At 44.1% G+C, this 16,334-nt stretch carries 13 protein-coding genes; 7 read left to right on the forward strand and 6 right to left on the reverse strand.

The features are described from left to right. Nucleotides 1-241 precede the first annotated feature (241 nt). Nucleotides 242-1,801, forward strand: coding sequence for a SulP family inorganic anion transporter (locus tag VEJY3_RS10770; protein ID WP_014232500.1), 1,560 nt, complete (start codon nt 242-244; stop codon nt 1,799-1,801). 235 nt (nt 1,802-2,036) lie between these two features. On the opposite strand, the gene VEJY3_RS10775 is transcribed toward VEJY3_RS10770, so the two are convergent. Next, entirely contained in the window at nt 2,037-2,486 is a 450-nt protein-coding gene (locus VEJY3_RS10775; RefSeq protein WP_014232501.1) for a low molecular weight protein-tyrosine-phosphatase, read from the reverse strand. A 122-nt stretch (nt 2,487-2,608) separates the two neighbouring features. Between VEJY3_RS10775 and cobO the strand changes: the two genes are divergently transcribed. Beyond that, nucleotides 2,609-3,214, forward strand: a complete 606-nt coding sequence (cobO, locus tag VEJY3_RS10780; protein ID WP_014232502.1) for a cob(I)yrinic acid a,c-diamide adenosyltransferase — start codon at nt 2,609-2,611, stop codon at nt 3,212-3,214. A 66-nt stretch (nt 3,215-3,280) separates the two neighbouring features. Here cobO and VEJY3_RS10785 read toward each other — a convergent pair whose 3' ends face one another. The 3 genes from VEJY3_RS10785 to apbC all read right to left on the reverse strand — a co-directional run bounded on the left by VEJY3_RS10785 (nt 3,281) and on the right by apbC (nt 7,454). Then, on the reverse strand, nt 3,281-5,356 hold the full coding sequence (locus VEJY3_RS10785) for an AsmA family protein (RefSeq protein ID WP_014232503.1): 2,076 nt from the start codon (nt 5,354-5,356) through the stop codon (nt 3,281-3,283). A 188-nt stretch (nt 5,357-5,544) separates the two neighbouring features. Then, a complete protein-coding gene (gene udk / locus VEJY3_RS10790; protein ID WP_014232504.1) occupies nt 5,545-6,186 on the reverse strand; it encodes a uridine kinase in 642 nt (213 codons plus the stop codon). A gap of 191 nt (nt 6,187-6,377) precedes the next feature. After that, nucleotides 6,378-7,454 carry an iron-sulfur cluster carrier protein ApbC gene (gene apbC / locus VEJY3_RS10795; protein ID WP_014232505.1) on the reverse strand — a complete coding sequence of 359 codons (1,077 nt, stop codon included), beginning with the start codon at nt 7,452-7,454 and terminating at the stop codon, nt 6,378-6,380. Between the two features lie 161 nt (nt 7,455-7,615). Between apbC and metG the strand changes: the two genes are divergently transcribed. Both metG and VEJY3_RS10805 read left to right on the forward strand, forming a co-directional pair. Next, nucleotides 7,616-9,691 carry a methionine--tRNA ligase gene (gene metG, locus VEJY3_RS10800; protein ID WP_014232506.1) on the forward strand — a complete coding sequence of 692 codons (2,076 nt, stop codon included), beginning with the start codon at nt 7,616-7,618 and terminating at the stop codon, nt 9,689-9,691. Between the two features lie 215 nt (nt 9,692-9,906). Further along, on the forward strand, nt 9,907-10,713 hold the full coding sequence (locus VEJY3_RS10805) for a hypothetical protein (protein ID WP_014232507.1): 807 nt from the start codon (nt 9,907-9,909) through the stop codon (nt 10,711-10,713). Nucleotides 10,714-10,793: 80 nt separating this feature from the next. Here the strand turns inward: VEJY3_RS10805 and fadR are convergent, their stop codons facing one another. Beyond that, nucleotides 10,794-11,633 carry a fatty acid metabolism transcriptional regulator FadR gene (gene fadR, locus VEJY3_RS10810; RefSeq protein ID WP_014232508.1) on the reverse strand — a complete coding sequence of 280 codons (840 nt, stop codon included), beginning with the start codon at nt 11,631-11,633 and terminating at the stop codon, nt 10,794-10,796. Nucleotides 11,634-12,274: 641 nt separating this feature from the next. Between fadR and nhaB the strand changes: the two genes are divergently transcribed. Together nhaB and dsbB are read left to right on the forward strand one after the other, a co-directional pair. Further along, nucleotides 12,275-13,861, forward strand: coding sequence for a Na(+)/H(+) antiporter NhaB (gene nhaB / locus VEJY3_RS10815; protein WP_014232509.1), 1,587 nt, complete (start codon nt 12,275-12,277; stop codon nt 13,859-13,861). 83 nt (nt 13,862-13,944) lie between these two features. After that, on the forward strand, nt 13,945-14,481 hold the full coding sequence (dsbB, locus tag VEJY3_RS10820) for a disulfide bond formation protein DsbB (protein ID WP_041170251.1): 537 nt from the start codon (nt 13,945-13,947) through the stop codon (nt 14,479-14,481). 78 nt (nt 14,482-14,559) lie between these two features. Here dsbB and VEJY3_RS10825 read toward each other — a convergent pair whose 3' ends face one another. After that, nucleotides 14,560-15,168 (reverse strand): SEC-C metal-binding domain-containing protein, encoded by a 609-nt coding sequence (locus tag VEJY3_RS10825; RefSeq protein ID WP_014232511.1) that lies wholly within the window; start codon nt 15,166-15,168, stop codon nt 14,560-14,562. A 169-nt stretch (nt 15,169-15,337) separates the two neighbouring features. On the opposite strand from VEJY3_RS10825, the gene dusC reads away from it, so the two are divergent. Beyond that, the gene (dusC, locus tag VEJY3_RS10830) at nt 15,338-16,306 is read left to right on the forward strand and encodes a tRNA dihydrouridine(16) synthase DusC (protein ID WP_014232512.1); all 969 of its coding nucleotides are present in this window, start codon (nt 15,338-15,340) and stop codon (nt 16,304-16,306) included. Nucleotides 16,307-16,334 lie beyond the last annotated feature (28 nt).

The following is a 16,334-nucleotide window of genomic DNA, read 5'->3' on the forward strand; positions in this document are numbered from 1 at the left end:
ATTGTTCAATTTAATATCAATGTCCGATCACAATTGTGGGTCAATATACGTGTCATTCTTGAACTTAATCACACTTTTCGGTAGCATTCGCCGACTAAAGTTTTCGACACCATTCTAATGCCACTCCTTTACTACTCCGATTTACACTGAGTGAGCGGATGACAAACCCACCTCTCAGTGGCTTGTGCAAATAAGAATATGTGTCGGGATAAACTCATCTCAACGAGAACTTAAAACAAACATGTTCGAATTTCCGCAATTTTCAAAGCACTCTGTAAAAAATGATGTGCTCTCAGGTTTGACCGTAGCGTTAGCATTGGTTCCTGAAGCAGTCGCATTCGCATTCGTTGCTGGTGTAGACCCAATGGTTGGTCTTTACGCTGCATTTATCGTTGGCTTGATCACTTCTATCTTTGGTGGTCGCCCAGGCATGATTTCCGGTGCAACAGGCGCAATGGCCGTTGTAATGGTATCTCTTGTTGCCAGCCACGGTGTCCAATACCTATTCGCAGCGATTATGCTCGCGGGTATTCTTCAGGTTGCCGCTGGTCTGTTCAAGTTAGGTAAGTTTATCCGAATCGTTCCTCATCCAGTGATGATCGGCTTCGTAAACGGCTTAGCTATCGTTATCTTCCTGGCTCAACTTGGCCAATTTAAAGCGCCTGACATCAACGGCATTTTGACTTGGTTACCACAAGACCAGATGATGCTAATGCTTGGTTTGGTTGCACTGACAATGGCAATCATTCATTTCTTACCTAAAATCACAACAGCAGTACCATCTTCGCTGGTCGCTATCGTAACGGTTACCGCGCTAGTGGTTGGTTTGGATCTTGAAACCCGTACCGTCGTTGACTTCTTGCGCACAATGTCTGGTGATGAAGCAGCAACCCTAGCGGGCTCTCTGCCAACATTCTCTATTCCAATGGTGCCATTCACGCTTGAAACTCTGCAAATCATCTTGCCTTACGCGATTATTTTGGCTGCAATCGGTCTGATCGAGTCACTATTGACGCTGACAGTATTGGATGAAATGACAAACACACGCGGCCAATCTAACCGTGAATGTATTGGCCAAGGCATGGCTAACATGACTTGTTCCGTATTCGGTGCGATGGGTGGTTGTGCGATGATTGGTCAATCGATGATCAACGTAAACTCAGGTGGCCGTGGTCGTCTTTCTGGTATCGTTGCCGCAGTTGCGTTGTTGATGTTTATTCTGTTCGCATCGTCGTTGATCGAGATGATTCCTCTCGCTGCACTTGTTGGTGTAATGTTTATGGTTGTCATCGGTACATTCGAATGGGCGACATTTAAACTGGCGCGCCGCGTACCAAAACAGGACTTCTTCGTTATCGTACTGGTTACTGTTGTGACCGTACTTACCGACCTGGCTGTTGCTGTAGGCGTCGGTGTTATCGCTTCTGCGCTGATGTTTGCCTGGCAGCATGCTAAGCACATCTACGCTGACACATGCCTGAACGAAGAAGGTTCAAAAGAATACAAAATCCACGGCCCTATCTTCTTTGGTTCTGCTGCGAACTTCCTTGAACTGTTCAATGCGCAAGACGACCCGAAAGATATCATTGTCGACTTTGCTGACTCACGAGTGACTGACCACTCGGCGATAGAAGCGATTGAAACGTTGGCAGAACGCTACGCGGTGCTTGGCAAGACACTTCATCTGCGCCACTTAAGCCCGGATTGCCGTAAACTTCTCGATAAAGCGGGCAGTCTGGTAGAAATCAATGTGAAAGAAGACCCTAGCTACAAAGTTGCAACCGACTTGTTAGCCGGCTAATAGCATTGATAAATAAATAGCAAAAGGGATGAGTTGAACTCATCCCTTTTTCATTTGGTTGGATATTATACCAATCGTAGTAAATACCTGGTCATTCTAGCTTGTTAAAATACTCGAGAACTGCGTCATCATTTTTGATTGCAGAATAGCTACTGATCAAAAAATTCTGCCTTGTTCTCAAGCATTTTCCCTACGCTACTTCTGATCACGTACTTACTGTGATTGATATTAGAAGTTACAACTTCTTCAAAATGACTTCTGATGCCTCTTCAATTAAATCCAACACCAACTCGAAGCCATCGTCTCCGCCGTAGTATGGATCGGGAATTTCGTCATAGCTGGAATCAGAGTGACTAAGAAACAAAGAGAGTTTATGTCGGTGCTCAACAGGACAACTATCCAAAAGATCGGCTAAATTGGCTTTGTCCGCCGCCAATACCATATCAAAGTAATCGAAGTCTTCACTTTTGACCTGACGTGCTTTCATGCCTTTAAAAGAGTAGCCTCGCAGTTTACCTGCCGCCATCGCGCGCGTGTCTGGTGAATTTCCTGCGTGATAACCAATTGTCCCTGCGGAATCAACCTCTACCGTAACACCAAGCTCTTTTGCTTTCGCTCTCATTACCGCCTCTCCGGTCGGTGAACGACAAATATTTCCCATACAAACAACGAGTATTCTCTTCATTTTATTCCCTGAATTATCGGTGGTTTTTCTGAATCACTTGTTGATCTATCATAGCGACATAATACGACTAGCCCAAGTTAACACCGAACCTTGGGTGTAATAAAAGGAATTGAGGTACTGATATGTCTATCGAAGAAAATAAAGAAGCCCGTCACAAGGCTCGCCAACAGAAAGTGAAAGAACAGGTAGACGCTAAAATCGCGGCCGCCCAGGAAGAAAAAGGCCTGCTCCTGATTATTACAGGAAATGGCAAAGGTAAATCAACGTCTGGCTTTGGCACGGTAGCTCGTGCTGTAGGGCACGGTTTGAATTGCGCTGTAGCTCAATTTATTAAAGGTACTTGGGATAACGGTGAACGTAACCTGCTTGAGAAATTAGGTGTTGAGTTTCAAGTTATGGCGACAGGCTTTACCTGGGAAACGCAAAACAAAGCGGCAGACACTGAAGCTGCGCAATTGGTCTGGCAAGAGTGTAAGCGCATGCTGCAAGACGAATCTCTCGATGTCGTTCTGTTTGACGAACTGACTTACATGGTGAGTTACGGCTACATAGATTTAGACGAGGTTGTAGAAGCACTCAACAATCGTCCTAAAATGCAGTCCGTAGTCATCACAGGACGCGGTGCGCATCGTACATTGATTGAAATGGCCGACACCGTATCTGAAGTGAAAAACGTGAAACACGCTTTCGAGTCCGGCGTAAAAGCCTTGAAAGGTGTCGATTGGTAGTTTGACGATTAGCCATAAAAATAAAAAGGGTTGGCGAAATGCCAACCCTTTACGTACTGAATGAAGTTAGTTAAACAAGTTTTTCAATAAACCATCAACCGCTTCTTTAGTCTTTTCGTCTTTGATCTTATCCGTCAGTTTCTCTACACCACGGTCAATCTCTTTTTGTGCTTTTTGTTTCAGCACATCATCGAATACCAGTTTGAATTTAGGGTCTGCCCACTTACCAGACACATTGATTGGTATCGTAATGTCTTTCAGCTCATCGATATTCTTACCACCTTGCCCTTCTAGCGTACCAACAATAGAAGTGCTGATAGTGAAATCGACGGTTTCGTTCAGGTAATTTGCCTTACCATTACCACGCACACGAAGCAGTGGTGACTGCGCCTTCATATCATCTGTGGATGCCACGCCTTTGTTTAGCTTCAACGTCGCTGTCATTGCACTGAAGTCCGTTTTCTTAACTTCCTTCGTGCTTTCAACCGACTGACCTTTGAATTTTGCGTAGTTTTCTCGAATTAACTGTGCCACGTTAATGCCATGAACAGCACCATCAGCAAAGTTAATCGCCACTGTGCCCACTAGGTTCTGTTTAATACCAGTCGGTGTCAGGCTGCTGCCTTTGACATTGACGTCTATATTACCGGTACCTTCCAACTTATCATTGTCTGCAACATCCACTAATAACGGCTGTACTTTCACACCTTTAATCGTACTAGTCGCAATGTATGTCGCTGGCGTTTTACGAGCATCCAACTGAGCTTTCGCGTTAATCGTGCCTTGATAGAGTTTCGAGCTGAATGAAGTCAGTTCAGCAACGCCACGGTTGACCGTAAAGCTTGCCTTCACGGCCTCCATTTTTGCGTTTGCCGCTTTGAAGTTGTCTATCGTGATGTCACCTTTAACATCCAGTGTCTTCAGTGCTGACAAATCAGGTTCTACTTCAGGACCTGTTTGGCTGGTTCCGCTAGTTGATGCCGATTTGTCACCAGATTGTTGGTTTAGCCCCAGGAATTCATCCAAATCAATATTTGGACTATGCAGCGCAAAACGAACTTTCGGGATATCGCTCAACGTCACATCCGCTTTGCCGTCTAGCTCGATAGCATTTGCTGTGAGCTTCTCCAACACAAAACTCAAGTGGCTTTTGTTCAGATCAAAAGACAAATCAGACAACATATCCACCTTCATTGGTGATTGAGGCAAAGTCTCACCTTCAAAAGTCGATTTAAGTGATAACTTGTCTAATTGTACTTTGCTGACCGCGTTGTCGATACTGAGCTGAGCGGCGCCTTGCATGTCCAACTTCATATCCGCAGCACTGCCTTTCAGGGCATAGCTAAGGTTATTAACGGTATCAAATGCAAAAGTATCCAAAGTGATGTTAGCCGATTCGATATTGTTGCTTGGATCAGCGTAAGTGGCATCAAACTTGATGTTCTTTAGCTCATAACTAGCGAGACCTTTAGCTAATTTAAAGTCCGCCTGACCTTGAGCGGTGAACTTCTGGTCATTCATCTCACCTTTTATACCGAAATCTGCTGTCGTCCAATTGTCAAAAGCAAATTCAGAAAGGTTGAGAGAAATATCATACAGCTTAGTGTAGCTGTCAGCTTGCTTGTCCTGAATCTCTAAAGAACCATTAGATACGGTGACACCAGCAAGGTTGATCGCCCAATCAGAACCTGACTGTTGAGTTTCTGTGCTCTGTTCCGATGCTGCACTATCCGTTTGTTGCGACTGTTGCGCTTTTGTCAGAGCATCAATGTTTTTGCTGCCATCCTGCTTGGTTTCAAGATAAAACTCGGCACCATCAAGTGTGACATTGCCAATTTCCAACTGCTTGCTGAACAACGGAGTAACCGACACATCTACGCTCACGGTATCCACTTTGAACAGATTTGGCTGACTGAAGCCTTGTGGATTTCTTAGCTCCGTACGACCTAGCTCAAGACCAATGGACGGGAAGAATTGCCAGCTAAGATCCCCTTCTATCACTAACTCCAATCCCGTTTGTTTTTGGGCTTGTTCAACGATAAGGGGTTTAAATTGATTAGGGTTTACAAAAATAGTTAAAGCGAGAATCGCCCCAACAACTAGCACAACTGGTATTGCAATAATTAAGAGCAGTTTCTTCATTTGTTTATCCTTGCTCGTGTGTTTTTAAATTCATAATAGTTGAATTGTTCTATCGCTGACAGTTCCGTGAAAGCGTTAATTTATCCTTTATTGTAGTGCAACTGATTAATTTAAAAACAAAAAAAAGAAGTAACACCTAAGGTGCCACTTCTTTTTACAAAAATAAAGCGATATAGCTGTTTAGAGGCTTATGCTTTCAAAAGTCTTGCAATATGAGCTTTAAGTACGTCAATCGCGATGCGGTTTTTACCACCACGAGGAACAATGATATCCGCATATTGCTTAGAAGGTTCGATAAACTGCATGAACATCGGACGCACTGTCTGTTGATATTGCTTTAGAACGGATTCCATTGTTCGGCCACGCTCTTCAACATCGCGCTTAACACGACGAAGCAGACAGATATCTAACGGCGTATCCATAAATACTGTCGCGTGCATTAGGTCACGTAAGCGAGGATCAGTAAGAAGAAGAATGCCTTCTAGAATAATGACCTTTTTAGGCGTCAATGTAGTGGTGTGACTTGTTCTGGTGTGCTCAGTGTAGCTGTACTCAGGTACTTCTACTGCTTCACCGCGAACCAACTTCTCAAGGTGCTCACACAGCAGATCGTGGTCTAACGCACTCGGGTGGTCATAGTTAGTCTTTACTCGATCTTCCATGCTTAGGTGGCTTTGGTCGTTGTAGTAGCAATCTTCCGTGATGACACCGATTTGATGATCGCCTACTTTTTCGCGAAGCTCATTGTAAATGGTGCTCGCGATCAGACTTTTTCCAGAAGCAGAAGCGCCAGCAATACCTACGATGACGCAATGATTATTATCAGACATTAATTTGCACCCGATGATGATTTCTAGTGACATAAAAAGGTAAACCGCGTGATTATAGGGAGTTCACCTCTTAGTTACTAGCTGGAATTGGAGTTTAGTTGTAAGTTTCTAACGACCCGAAGGATTAACCTCCGGGCAAACGTTAAAATGCGCAACTTTCAACCACAAAACTTAACAAACTTAGTTAAGAATTAATTCACCATTGTAAAACTGATTGCATCTGGCTTGGCTTTGCCTTGCCAATACATCGTGCTGCATACACGATCTGCTAGCTGTTTATAATAGCCTGCATGCTCACTGTCTGGTCTTCTCGCAACCGTTGGGACCCCAGCATCAATGTCTTCTCGCATGGCGATATGCAGTGGGATTTGGCCTAACAGCGCTAAACCAAACTCCTGACACATTTTCTCAGCACCACCCATACCAAAGATATGCTCAGTTGCTCCACATTGGCTACAGATGTGGTAGCTCATATTTTCAACCACACCCACAACAGGCACATTCACTTTGTTAAACATTGCTGCACCTTTACGTGCATCAGCCAATGCCAGGTCTTGTGGTGTCGTCACCAATACTGTTCCTGTTACTGGAATTTGCTGTGACAACGTAAGCTGTATATCCCCGGTACCTGGTGGCATGTCGATAACCAAGTAGTCCAACTCAGGCCAGTCGGTCTCGGTAAGCAATTGAGACAATGCTTTCGAGGCCATAGGACCACGCCAAATCGCCGCTTCAGACTTGTCCACGAGATAACCAATAGAATGAGTATAGATCCCATGAGCCAAAATAGGCTCCATCCATTTTGAATCACGAACTTCTGGTTTAGCATCTTCTTGACCAAGCATCATAGGGACCGAAGGACCATAGATGTCAGCATCCAGCAGACCAACTTTTGCACCGGATTGAGCAATCGCCAATGCTAAGTTTACTGCTGTGGTTGATTTACCTACGCCACCTTTGGCCGAACTGACCGCAATGATATTTTTTACGCCTTTAACGCTATTAGTAACATGGGTTTCCAGCGCTTTAACACTCGATTCAATTTGAAACGCAAACTCAGGCACAGCCCCGGAGCTTTGCTGCTGCGTAACCCATTGGTGTAGAGAAGTTTTAAGCTCATTACTTGCAAATGGCAAAGTAATATCAACACCACCTTGTGCTGTTATCGTTACGACACCATTAATATCTGACCAATTTTCCACCAGCAGTGGGTGTTGAAATTGATTAAACCAATCACAAAAATCTTGTTTTGAAGTGAACTGATGCATACGCCCTCCTTTTGAGTCCCATGCTACCACCGACCTATCGTAATCAGAACCCCAAAAAAACTAAGGCATTCCGCAGTTTGACACCTTGGAGTTAGTGAGCTCATGCGGTAGTATTATCCATCAAAAATCTTTATACCTATCAAGAAAAGCGAATATTAAGTATGGCAAACGATCCAAGACCTCTTTCTTCAAGAAAAATGCTGGTAACTTGTGCCCTTCCGTACGCTAACGGTTCGATCCACCTTGGCCACATGCTTGAGCATATCCAAGCGGACATTTGGGTTCGTTACCAACGCCTACGCGGCAACACTGTAAACTTCATCTGTGCTGACGATGCTCACGGCACGCCAATCATGCTTAAAGCGCAACAGATGGGTATTACTCCTGAAGAGATGATTGCCGCAGTTAGCGAAGAGCATCAAAAAGACTTTGCTGGCTTTGATATCAGCTTTGATAACTACCACAGCACGCACTCAGAAGAGAACCGCGAGCTGGCTTCGCATATCTACCTTGAGCTGAAGAAAAACGGCTTTATCTCTAGCCGCACTATTTCTCAGCTATTCGATCCAGAAAAAGAAATGTTCCTACCGGACCGTTTTGTAAAAGGTACGTGCCCTAAATGTAAGTCTGAAGACCAGTACGGTGACAACTGTGACAACTGTGGTGAGACTTACAGCCCGACAGAACTGATCAATCCTAAATCTGCCGTTTCTGGTGCAACTCCAGTAATGAAAGATTCTGAGCACTTCTTCTTCGACCTGCCTCAGTTTGAAAGCATGCTAAAAGAGTGGACTCGCTCTGGCTCTCTACAATCTGAAACCGCAAACAAGATGCAAGAGTGGTTTGAATCTGGCCTGCAACAATGGGACATCTCGCGTGATGCGCCTTACTTTGGTTTCGAGATCCCAGGTGAGAAGAACAAGTTCTTCTACGTATGGCTAGACGCACCTATCGGCTACATGGGCTCTTTCAAAAACCTATGTGACAAACGCGACGATCTAGACTTCGACGAGTACTGGAACAAAGACAGCTCAGCTGAACTGTACCACTTCATCGGTAAAGACATTGTTTACTTCCACAGCCTATTCTGGCCAGCAATGCTAGACGGTTCTGGCTTCCGCAAGCCGAACAACGTATTCGTACACGGTTACGTAACAGTAAACGGTGCGAAAATGTCTAAGTCTAAAGGTACCTTCGTCAAAGCGAGCACTTACCTAGAGCACCTAGACCCAGAATGTCTGCGTTACTACTACGCTGCGAAGCTAAACAGCCGTATCGATGACCTGGATCTTAACCTTGAAGACTTCACTCAGCGCGTAAACGCTGACGTTGTGAACAAGATCGTTAACCTGGCATCACGTAACGCTGGCTTCATCGCAAAACGTTTTGAAGGCAAACTTTCTGACAACTTTGCAGAGCCTGAGCTGTACAACGAGTTCGTTGCTGCGGCTGACCGTATCGCTGAGCTTTACGAAACACGTGAATTTGGTCGTGCAATCCGTGAAATCACTGCGCTAGCGGACAAAGCAAACCAATATGTTGACGAAAAAGCACCATGGGTTGTGGCGAAGGAAGAAGGCAAAGATCAGGAACTACAAGAAATCTGTTCTGTGGGTATCAACCTGTTCCGCGTGCTGATGACTTACCTAAAACCAGTAATGCCAGCACTTGCTGCACGTACTGAAGCGTTCCTAAACCAAGAACTGACTTGGGAAAACATCGCTGCGCCGCTAACAGGTCACGAAATCACTAAGTTCAAAGCACTGTTCAACCGTATTGATCCTAAGAACATCGAAGCGATGATCGAAGCGTCAAAAGAAGATGCGGCGGCAGAAATGGCGGCGAAAGAGAAAGCCGAAGCAGAAAAGAACAAGGCTAGCCAAACTGAACTAGACAAAGATCCAATCGCAGAAGAGATTGAGTTCGACGCTTTTGCTGCAGTGGATATGCGTATCGCTCGAATCATCTCTTGTGAAGAAGTACCAAAAGCAAACAAACTGCTTAAATTCCAGCTAGATATCGGTGGTGAAACTCGCCAAGTGTTCTCTGGCATCAAGTCAGCGTACAAACCTGAAGAGCTAGAAGGCAAGCTAACGGTAATGGTAGCAAACCTCAAACCTCGTAAGATGAAGTTTGGTATGTCAGAAGGCATGATCCTAGCAGCGGGCCCTGGTGGCAGCGACCTATGGATCCTTGAGCCACACGAAGGCGCTCAACCTGGCATGCGCGTAATGTAATCATTAACGCGTTAAAGCTAACGACCTTGATAAAATCCCCGCCAAACTGGTGGGGATTTTTTGATCAATTTCACAATACTGTGCATTTATCGCACCAAAAACGAGCAAAAATAACAATATAGGTCTAACTGGCCCTGTTTATATGCACCACTGGTTGGGAATAATTTTTGCATGACTACCTTAGCTAGGTCTTAAGAACTAACAAGGAGTTAGTCATGTTTGTTTTGATTTCGACATTACTGTCTATAGTAATTCTCGCTGGTATTTACCACCTCTCATCTAAACGAGAGCAGCAACATGCAAGTAAATATCAGTTACTAACGCTACTACGTGATGTAGTGCACCTACTTCGTCGTCACCGTGCCGCGACACACTACTCTATTCAATTCAACAAAAATAAAGAACAGGAAATAGAGGATCTTAATCAGGCTTTGACTCAGAAACTGTATCTTCTTGTGGAATCATCTCGCTCAGAAAATAAGCCTATGTATCGAGTCTTGCAGATAAACGTAAACAAAATGCTGGAGCAGTGGCAAGACAACAGTGTAGCTCGTAATCAGATGGAACATGGTAAGCTAATCCGTCACTGCCTGTTCTTAATGGATGAAGTCACCATCGCTTGGCTAGCTATTGAGCAAAGAGACGAACTCCATGACGAGTACCATATTAGCTGGCAGGCCATCATTGATAATCTCGAAACACTCACTCAGTTACGAATTTGTATCAGAGATTTTGATGATGTGTCCGATCAGGAGCGGTTAAAGAATACGGCCGCTATTATGCTTCGTAAGCTCAATCAATTAGCCGTAATCGCCCCACTCAGTATAGCGTCACCAGTCGCAGTCCGTTCTATACAGGCTCTCCACGACTATGTTGAAGATAGAGTCACAGGGCTGACCGAAGAGGAGCTATACAATATTACCTCGGATTTATCGTTGACGATTTTTAATACGTACGACCATGTACTTTCAACGATAGTTGAAGAACTTTACTTACCTCTTCCCAGACTCACACTAGCGTAATCAACACCACTGAAAAGAAGACAATAAAAAACCGCAGACTAAGTCTGCGGCTTTTCAGAACCATGAGTAAGTATTAAAACTTAGCTATCATCTTCAGTAAAGCTAGTTGGTAACTGCTTCTTCATTTCGTTCCAGATCAACGCGCTTTCGATACCATAATGACGAATAACAACAGGAAGCTGATCACGCTCCGCATTTTCACACGTTTCCAGAAGCTGACGGTAGAATTTCAACGCCAACTCGCGTGAAGCCGGATTAGAGAAGTAGTAGCTGCCGACACGGTCATACAGCTTTTTCAATCCGTTAAAGATAAGACCGTAAATCTGGTTGCCAGAATGGAATGCTAAACGCTGGAACAACATATAGTCGTAGAAATTGAACGTTTTAGCGATAAGGATCTCTTGTCGCTTCGCCTCGTCTTTTTCGTTCTCTTCTTTAACGTTCTGCAGCACCTTGTCTGCATACGGAGAAGAGGCGATAAATTCGTCCCAAGACGGGGCATTCATAAGCGCTTCACAAGACTCAATCACGTTCTTGATTGTACGCTCAGAGCTTTCTTTATTCATCTTGAACGCGTAACGCATGAAGATTGGGCTGATGTTGGTGCGTGCTGCAAGCAGATCTTCTACAATATTCGTTGCGTTATCGACATCCAGAGTCATCAACGTATCCAAAATATGCAGACCTGACGTCTCCATGAATTGGTTTACTTTTGTTGGTTTGCCATGCTGGATAGTCAACCATCCATCACGTGCTAATCGTTGAAGAACCTCTCGCAGCGTCGTGCGCGTAACACCGATCAGTTCAGACAGCTCACGCTCAGCAGGTAAAATTGAGCCCGGAGGAAAACGGCCGTTCCAAATGCTCTCGATAATGTACTTTTCTGCAAATCCAGCAGGGCTTTTCGCCTTTATGACCATTCTACGTTTTATCCAATATTGATTTTTGAGGGTCGATACTACTCATCATACCACTAGTTAACGGTTTGAGAAAACTAACGAAGAATATTTGAAACACCCCACAAGTAGAGCAAAAACTCTACAAGTAGTCTCAATAGTGAATCATCGTTAACGTACCTATAACAAGTAAAACCAACATTTTACTTAAAAAGTACTAGTCATAATTTCCCTGAAAGTAACGAAACTTTCGTCACATTTTTATATTCAGAATATGAAAAATTAATTTGTATCCACTCAATAAATTTCTCAGTTAAATTATATTTTTTCGTATCTAGTCATCATTTAGAATCCCAAAAGGAGTTTTCTAAAACTTTCATGATATAATAATGCACGTTCGCTCGCGCTCTTACATTAAAAAAGTTGTTTAAGTCAGAAGCCTTAAGCTTTGTTATTGACTAATAAAAACCTGCGTGTAGAGTTTGCGATCGAAAGTGAGCGGTGCTTAAGTTCAAAGGAAGTAACTTGGCAAGACTACAATAAAACAAAGGATTGTTGTTTTACTAAGTTACTGTTTTAAAAGACTAGCTAATAAGTCTAACAAACAAGTACTTATGCACTATTTCGTAGTGTCTATTCATAAATTTATTATAAAGAGATTTATCATGCCGATATCGCTCGGAAACGCTTTTATCAAGAACTTTCTAGGTAAAGCGCCTGATTGGTACAAAGTTGCCATTATAGCCTTCTTAATAATTAACCCTCTTGTTTTCTTTTTTGTCAGTCCATTTATTGCAGGTTGGTTGCTGGTCGCTGAATTTATTTTCACGCTAGCAATGGCATTAAAATGCTACCCACTACAACCTGGTGGTTTACTAGCAATAGAAGCCATAGCAATTGGGATGACTAGCCCTGCACAAGTGAAGCATGAATTGGTAGCGAATATTGAAGTGTTACTACTTCTAATATTCATGGTTGCTGGCATTTACTTCATGAAACACCTTCTGCTGTTTATTTTTACCAAAATATTACTTGGCATTCGCTCAAAAACGCTACTGTCACTCGCATTCTGTTTTGCTGCAGCATTTTTGTCCGCGTTCTTGGATGCACTGACCGTTATCGCAGTTGTTATCAGCGTAGCAGTGGGCTTCTACTCGATTTACCACAAAGTGGCTTCAGGAAACCCTATTGGTGACCATGACCATACACAAGATGACACCATCACCGAGCTGACTCGTGATGACTTAGAAAACTACCGCGCATTTTTACGTTCATTGCTAATGCACGCAGGTGTGGGTACCGCACTTGGCGGTGTTACCACTATGGTTGGTGAACCTCAGAACCTGATTATTGCCGACCAAGCGGGTTGGTTTTTTGGTGAATTCCTGATTCGTATGTCGCCAGTTACGTTACCCGTACTCTTCTGTGGCCTCATTACGTGTGCGCTCGTAGAAAAACTAAAAGTCTTTGGATATGGCTCAAAACTGCCAAACAATGTTCGCCAAATTCTCGTGGACTACGACCGCGAAGAGCGTAAAACTCGTACCAAACAAGATGTGGCGAAGCTATGGGTGCAGGGCTTTATCGCAGTATGGCTAATTGTGGCTCTCGCACTACACTTAGCGGCAGTTGGTCTGATTGGTCTGTCGGTGATTATTCTTGCGACCTCGTTTACTGGTGTTATTGATGAGCACTCGATGGGTAAAGCGTTTGAAGAAGCTCTACCTTTTACCTCCCTACTTGCGGTGTTCTTCTCTATCGTTGCCGTCATCATCGACCAACAGCTATTTAAACCCGTTATTGATGCCGTACTTGCTGTAGAAGACAAAGGGACACAGCTCGCTCTGTTCTATGTCGCCAACGGCTTACTATCCATGGTTTCGGACAACGTGTTTGTTGGTACGGTTTACATTAACGAAGTGAAAACCGCTCTTGTTGAAGGCTTGATTACTCGTGAGCAGTTCGATTTGCTGGCTGTGGCTATCAACACAGGTACTAACCTGCCTTCAGTTGCAACGCCAAACGGACAAGCAGCGTTCCTATTCTTGCTGACTTCAGCACTTGCACCACTTATTCGCCTTTCTTATGGTCGAATGGTTATCATGGCATTGCCTTATACCGTAGTGTTGGCAATTGTAGGTCTGATGGGGATTATGTTCTTCTTAGAACCAGCAACCGCGTCTTTCTACGAAGCGGGCTGGATAACTCTGCACAATGTTGATTTAACTCCAGCAGTATCTGGTGGACATTAATATTTAAGTTGATTAAGAAACTTATACACGATAAAAAGCTCTGAGTAATCAGAGCTTTTTATTTTTCAGACAGGATTGAAACCGTGAATATTTTTAGATCACTAAACCAGTTTTCCAAGGGGCGCTTATCTTGGATGCTTCTTCTCTTGTTTATCATTTTCTTTGAAGCATGTGCCCTCTACTTTCAGCATGTCATGATGTTGGCACCGTGTGTAATGTGTATTTACGAGCGAGTGGCTATGCTGGGCATTGGCGGAGCTGCAATTATCGGGTTTATTTCACCAAGTAACCCACTCTTCCGATGGCTAGGTTTGATCGCATGGGGACTTAGTGCCTACAAAGGCTTGTTGCTCGCGCTACAGCACGTCGATTATCAGTTCAATCCATCGCCATTTGCTACCTGTGACGTATTCGTTACGTTCCCAAGCTGGGCACCGCTGAACCAGTGGGTACCTTGGATGTTTGAAGCCTATGGCGATTGTTCTGAGATTGTGTGGCAGTTCTTAACGCTATCCATGCCACAATGGTTAGCAGTTATTTTTGCAGGTAATCTGGTCTTTCTCGCTCTGGTCGTGATTGCCCAGTTTTTCCCAGCAAGACGTAAGAACCCAATTCTTTAAAACATAAACCCAAATAACGATAAAGCCGACCTCGTGGTCGGCTTTATTAACCTTCGGTATTTAATCAGAACAACCTGATTACTTACCACAACACTGCTTGAATTTTTTGCCACTCTCACATGGGCAAGGATCGTTACGACCCACACCTTTAAATGGATTGAGACTCTTTGCTTTGTTCCCAACCATGAGCTCGTCTGCACCCAATGCCGCCTCACTGATCATCAAGTCAAGTTGATCAATCAAATCACTCAGTGCCGGCGGATTTTCAATACCTGCATCACGCATCTGTTGTTGAGTCGTAGATTCATCGATCGCTAACATCATCGTCGTGAGCAAAGCTTGCAGCATGCGCTGTAAACCGTCATTGAGCTCGGCACCTTGCCACTGTTCTTCAATCATCGGCCAAACCGACATGAATCCTTCAGCGAAATCAGCCAGTTGCTCAGAATTATTGTCTGTAAGAGCAAGTACTGAATACTCGTTACGCAGAATGCGGTTGTGCTGCTTGTGAATCTGCTCTTCAACCACAGGTTGAATGGCTTTAAAGTCAGCGCCTAGTAGCGGCTCTAACCAAGTCTCTGGTGCCAAGGGCTTAGTGGTCAGGTTTGCAGCTAACACAGCCCCTTCAATAAACAGTGAAGATTCATCTAGTTGAACCTCACCCTTTTCAATCAATGTATATTGCATGACATCTGGTTTCCCATAAATTTGCCGGCATTATACCCCAGAGCTTTAACTCAAGTAACCTCGGCATACCGGTTTGATAAGTTTGCGCGCTTCGAGTCTTTTAATGACAAACTAGGCTTACATCGCTACAATCGCCCTCCTTTTATCACCAAACTGTACTAGGCAAACTATGCGAGTTGTATTAGGCCCAATGGAAGGCGTTTTAGACCATTTGATGCGCCAAATTTTGACCGAAATAAACGACTATGATCTCTGCGTGACTGAATTCGTTCGAGTTATCGATCAGTTATTACCGGATCACGTATTCCATCGTTTGTGTCCGGAGCTTCTGCAAGGGTCTCAAACTGCATCTGGTGTACCAGTACATGTTCAATTGTTGGGTCAAGAACCAAACTGGATGGCCGAGAACGCTATCAAAGCGGCTGAGCTTGGCGCTCGTGGTATCGATATCAACTTTGGCTGCCCTGCAAAAATGGTGAACAAAAGTAAAGGTGGTGCAGCACTTCTTCAACATCCAGAGTTGATTCACCAAGTCGTAAAAGCATGCCGTGAAGCGGTTCCTGAAAACATCCCGGTTAGCGCGAAAATACGCCTGGGTTGGGAAAACCCTGAAGATTGCTTTGAAATTGTCGATGCGATCCAGTCGGCCGGTGCAAATGAACTAACGGTCCACGCTCGCACAAAGCAAGGCGGCTATAAAGCATCGGAGATCAAATGGGAATACATTACGAAGATCCGCGAGCGATTCTCTATTCCATTAATTGCTAATGGGGAAATCTGGAACTATGAAGATGGTCAACGCTGCATTGAAACCACAGGTGTTGATTCCCTCATGGTTTGCCGAGGCGCATTTAACATTCCAAATTTAGGCAATATGGTCAAACACAACCACCAGCCTATGTCCTGGCCGGAAGTAGTTGAATTGCTGATTTACTACTCTAAGTTCGAAATGAAAGGCGACAAAGGGCTGTATTACCCGAACCGAGTAAAACAATGGTTCGCTTATTTGCGTCAATCTTACCCAGAAGCACAAGATTTGTTCCGTGAAATCCGCACCTTTAATAAAGCCGCACCCATCGTTGAACATATTCAACGATATCGCGATGAATTGGTGCAAGCGACATCAAAAGTGGCTTAAGTCTTTAAACATTCAAAAGGGCGACAAT

Source organism: Vibrio sp. EJY3 (assembly GCF_000241385.1).
GTDB classification, from domain to species: Bacteria; Pseudomonadota; Gammaproteobacteria; order Enterobacterales; family Vibrionaceae; genus Vibrio; species Vibrio natriegens.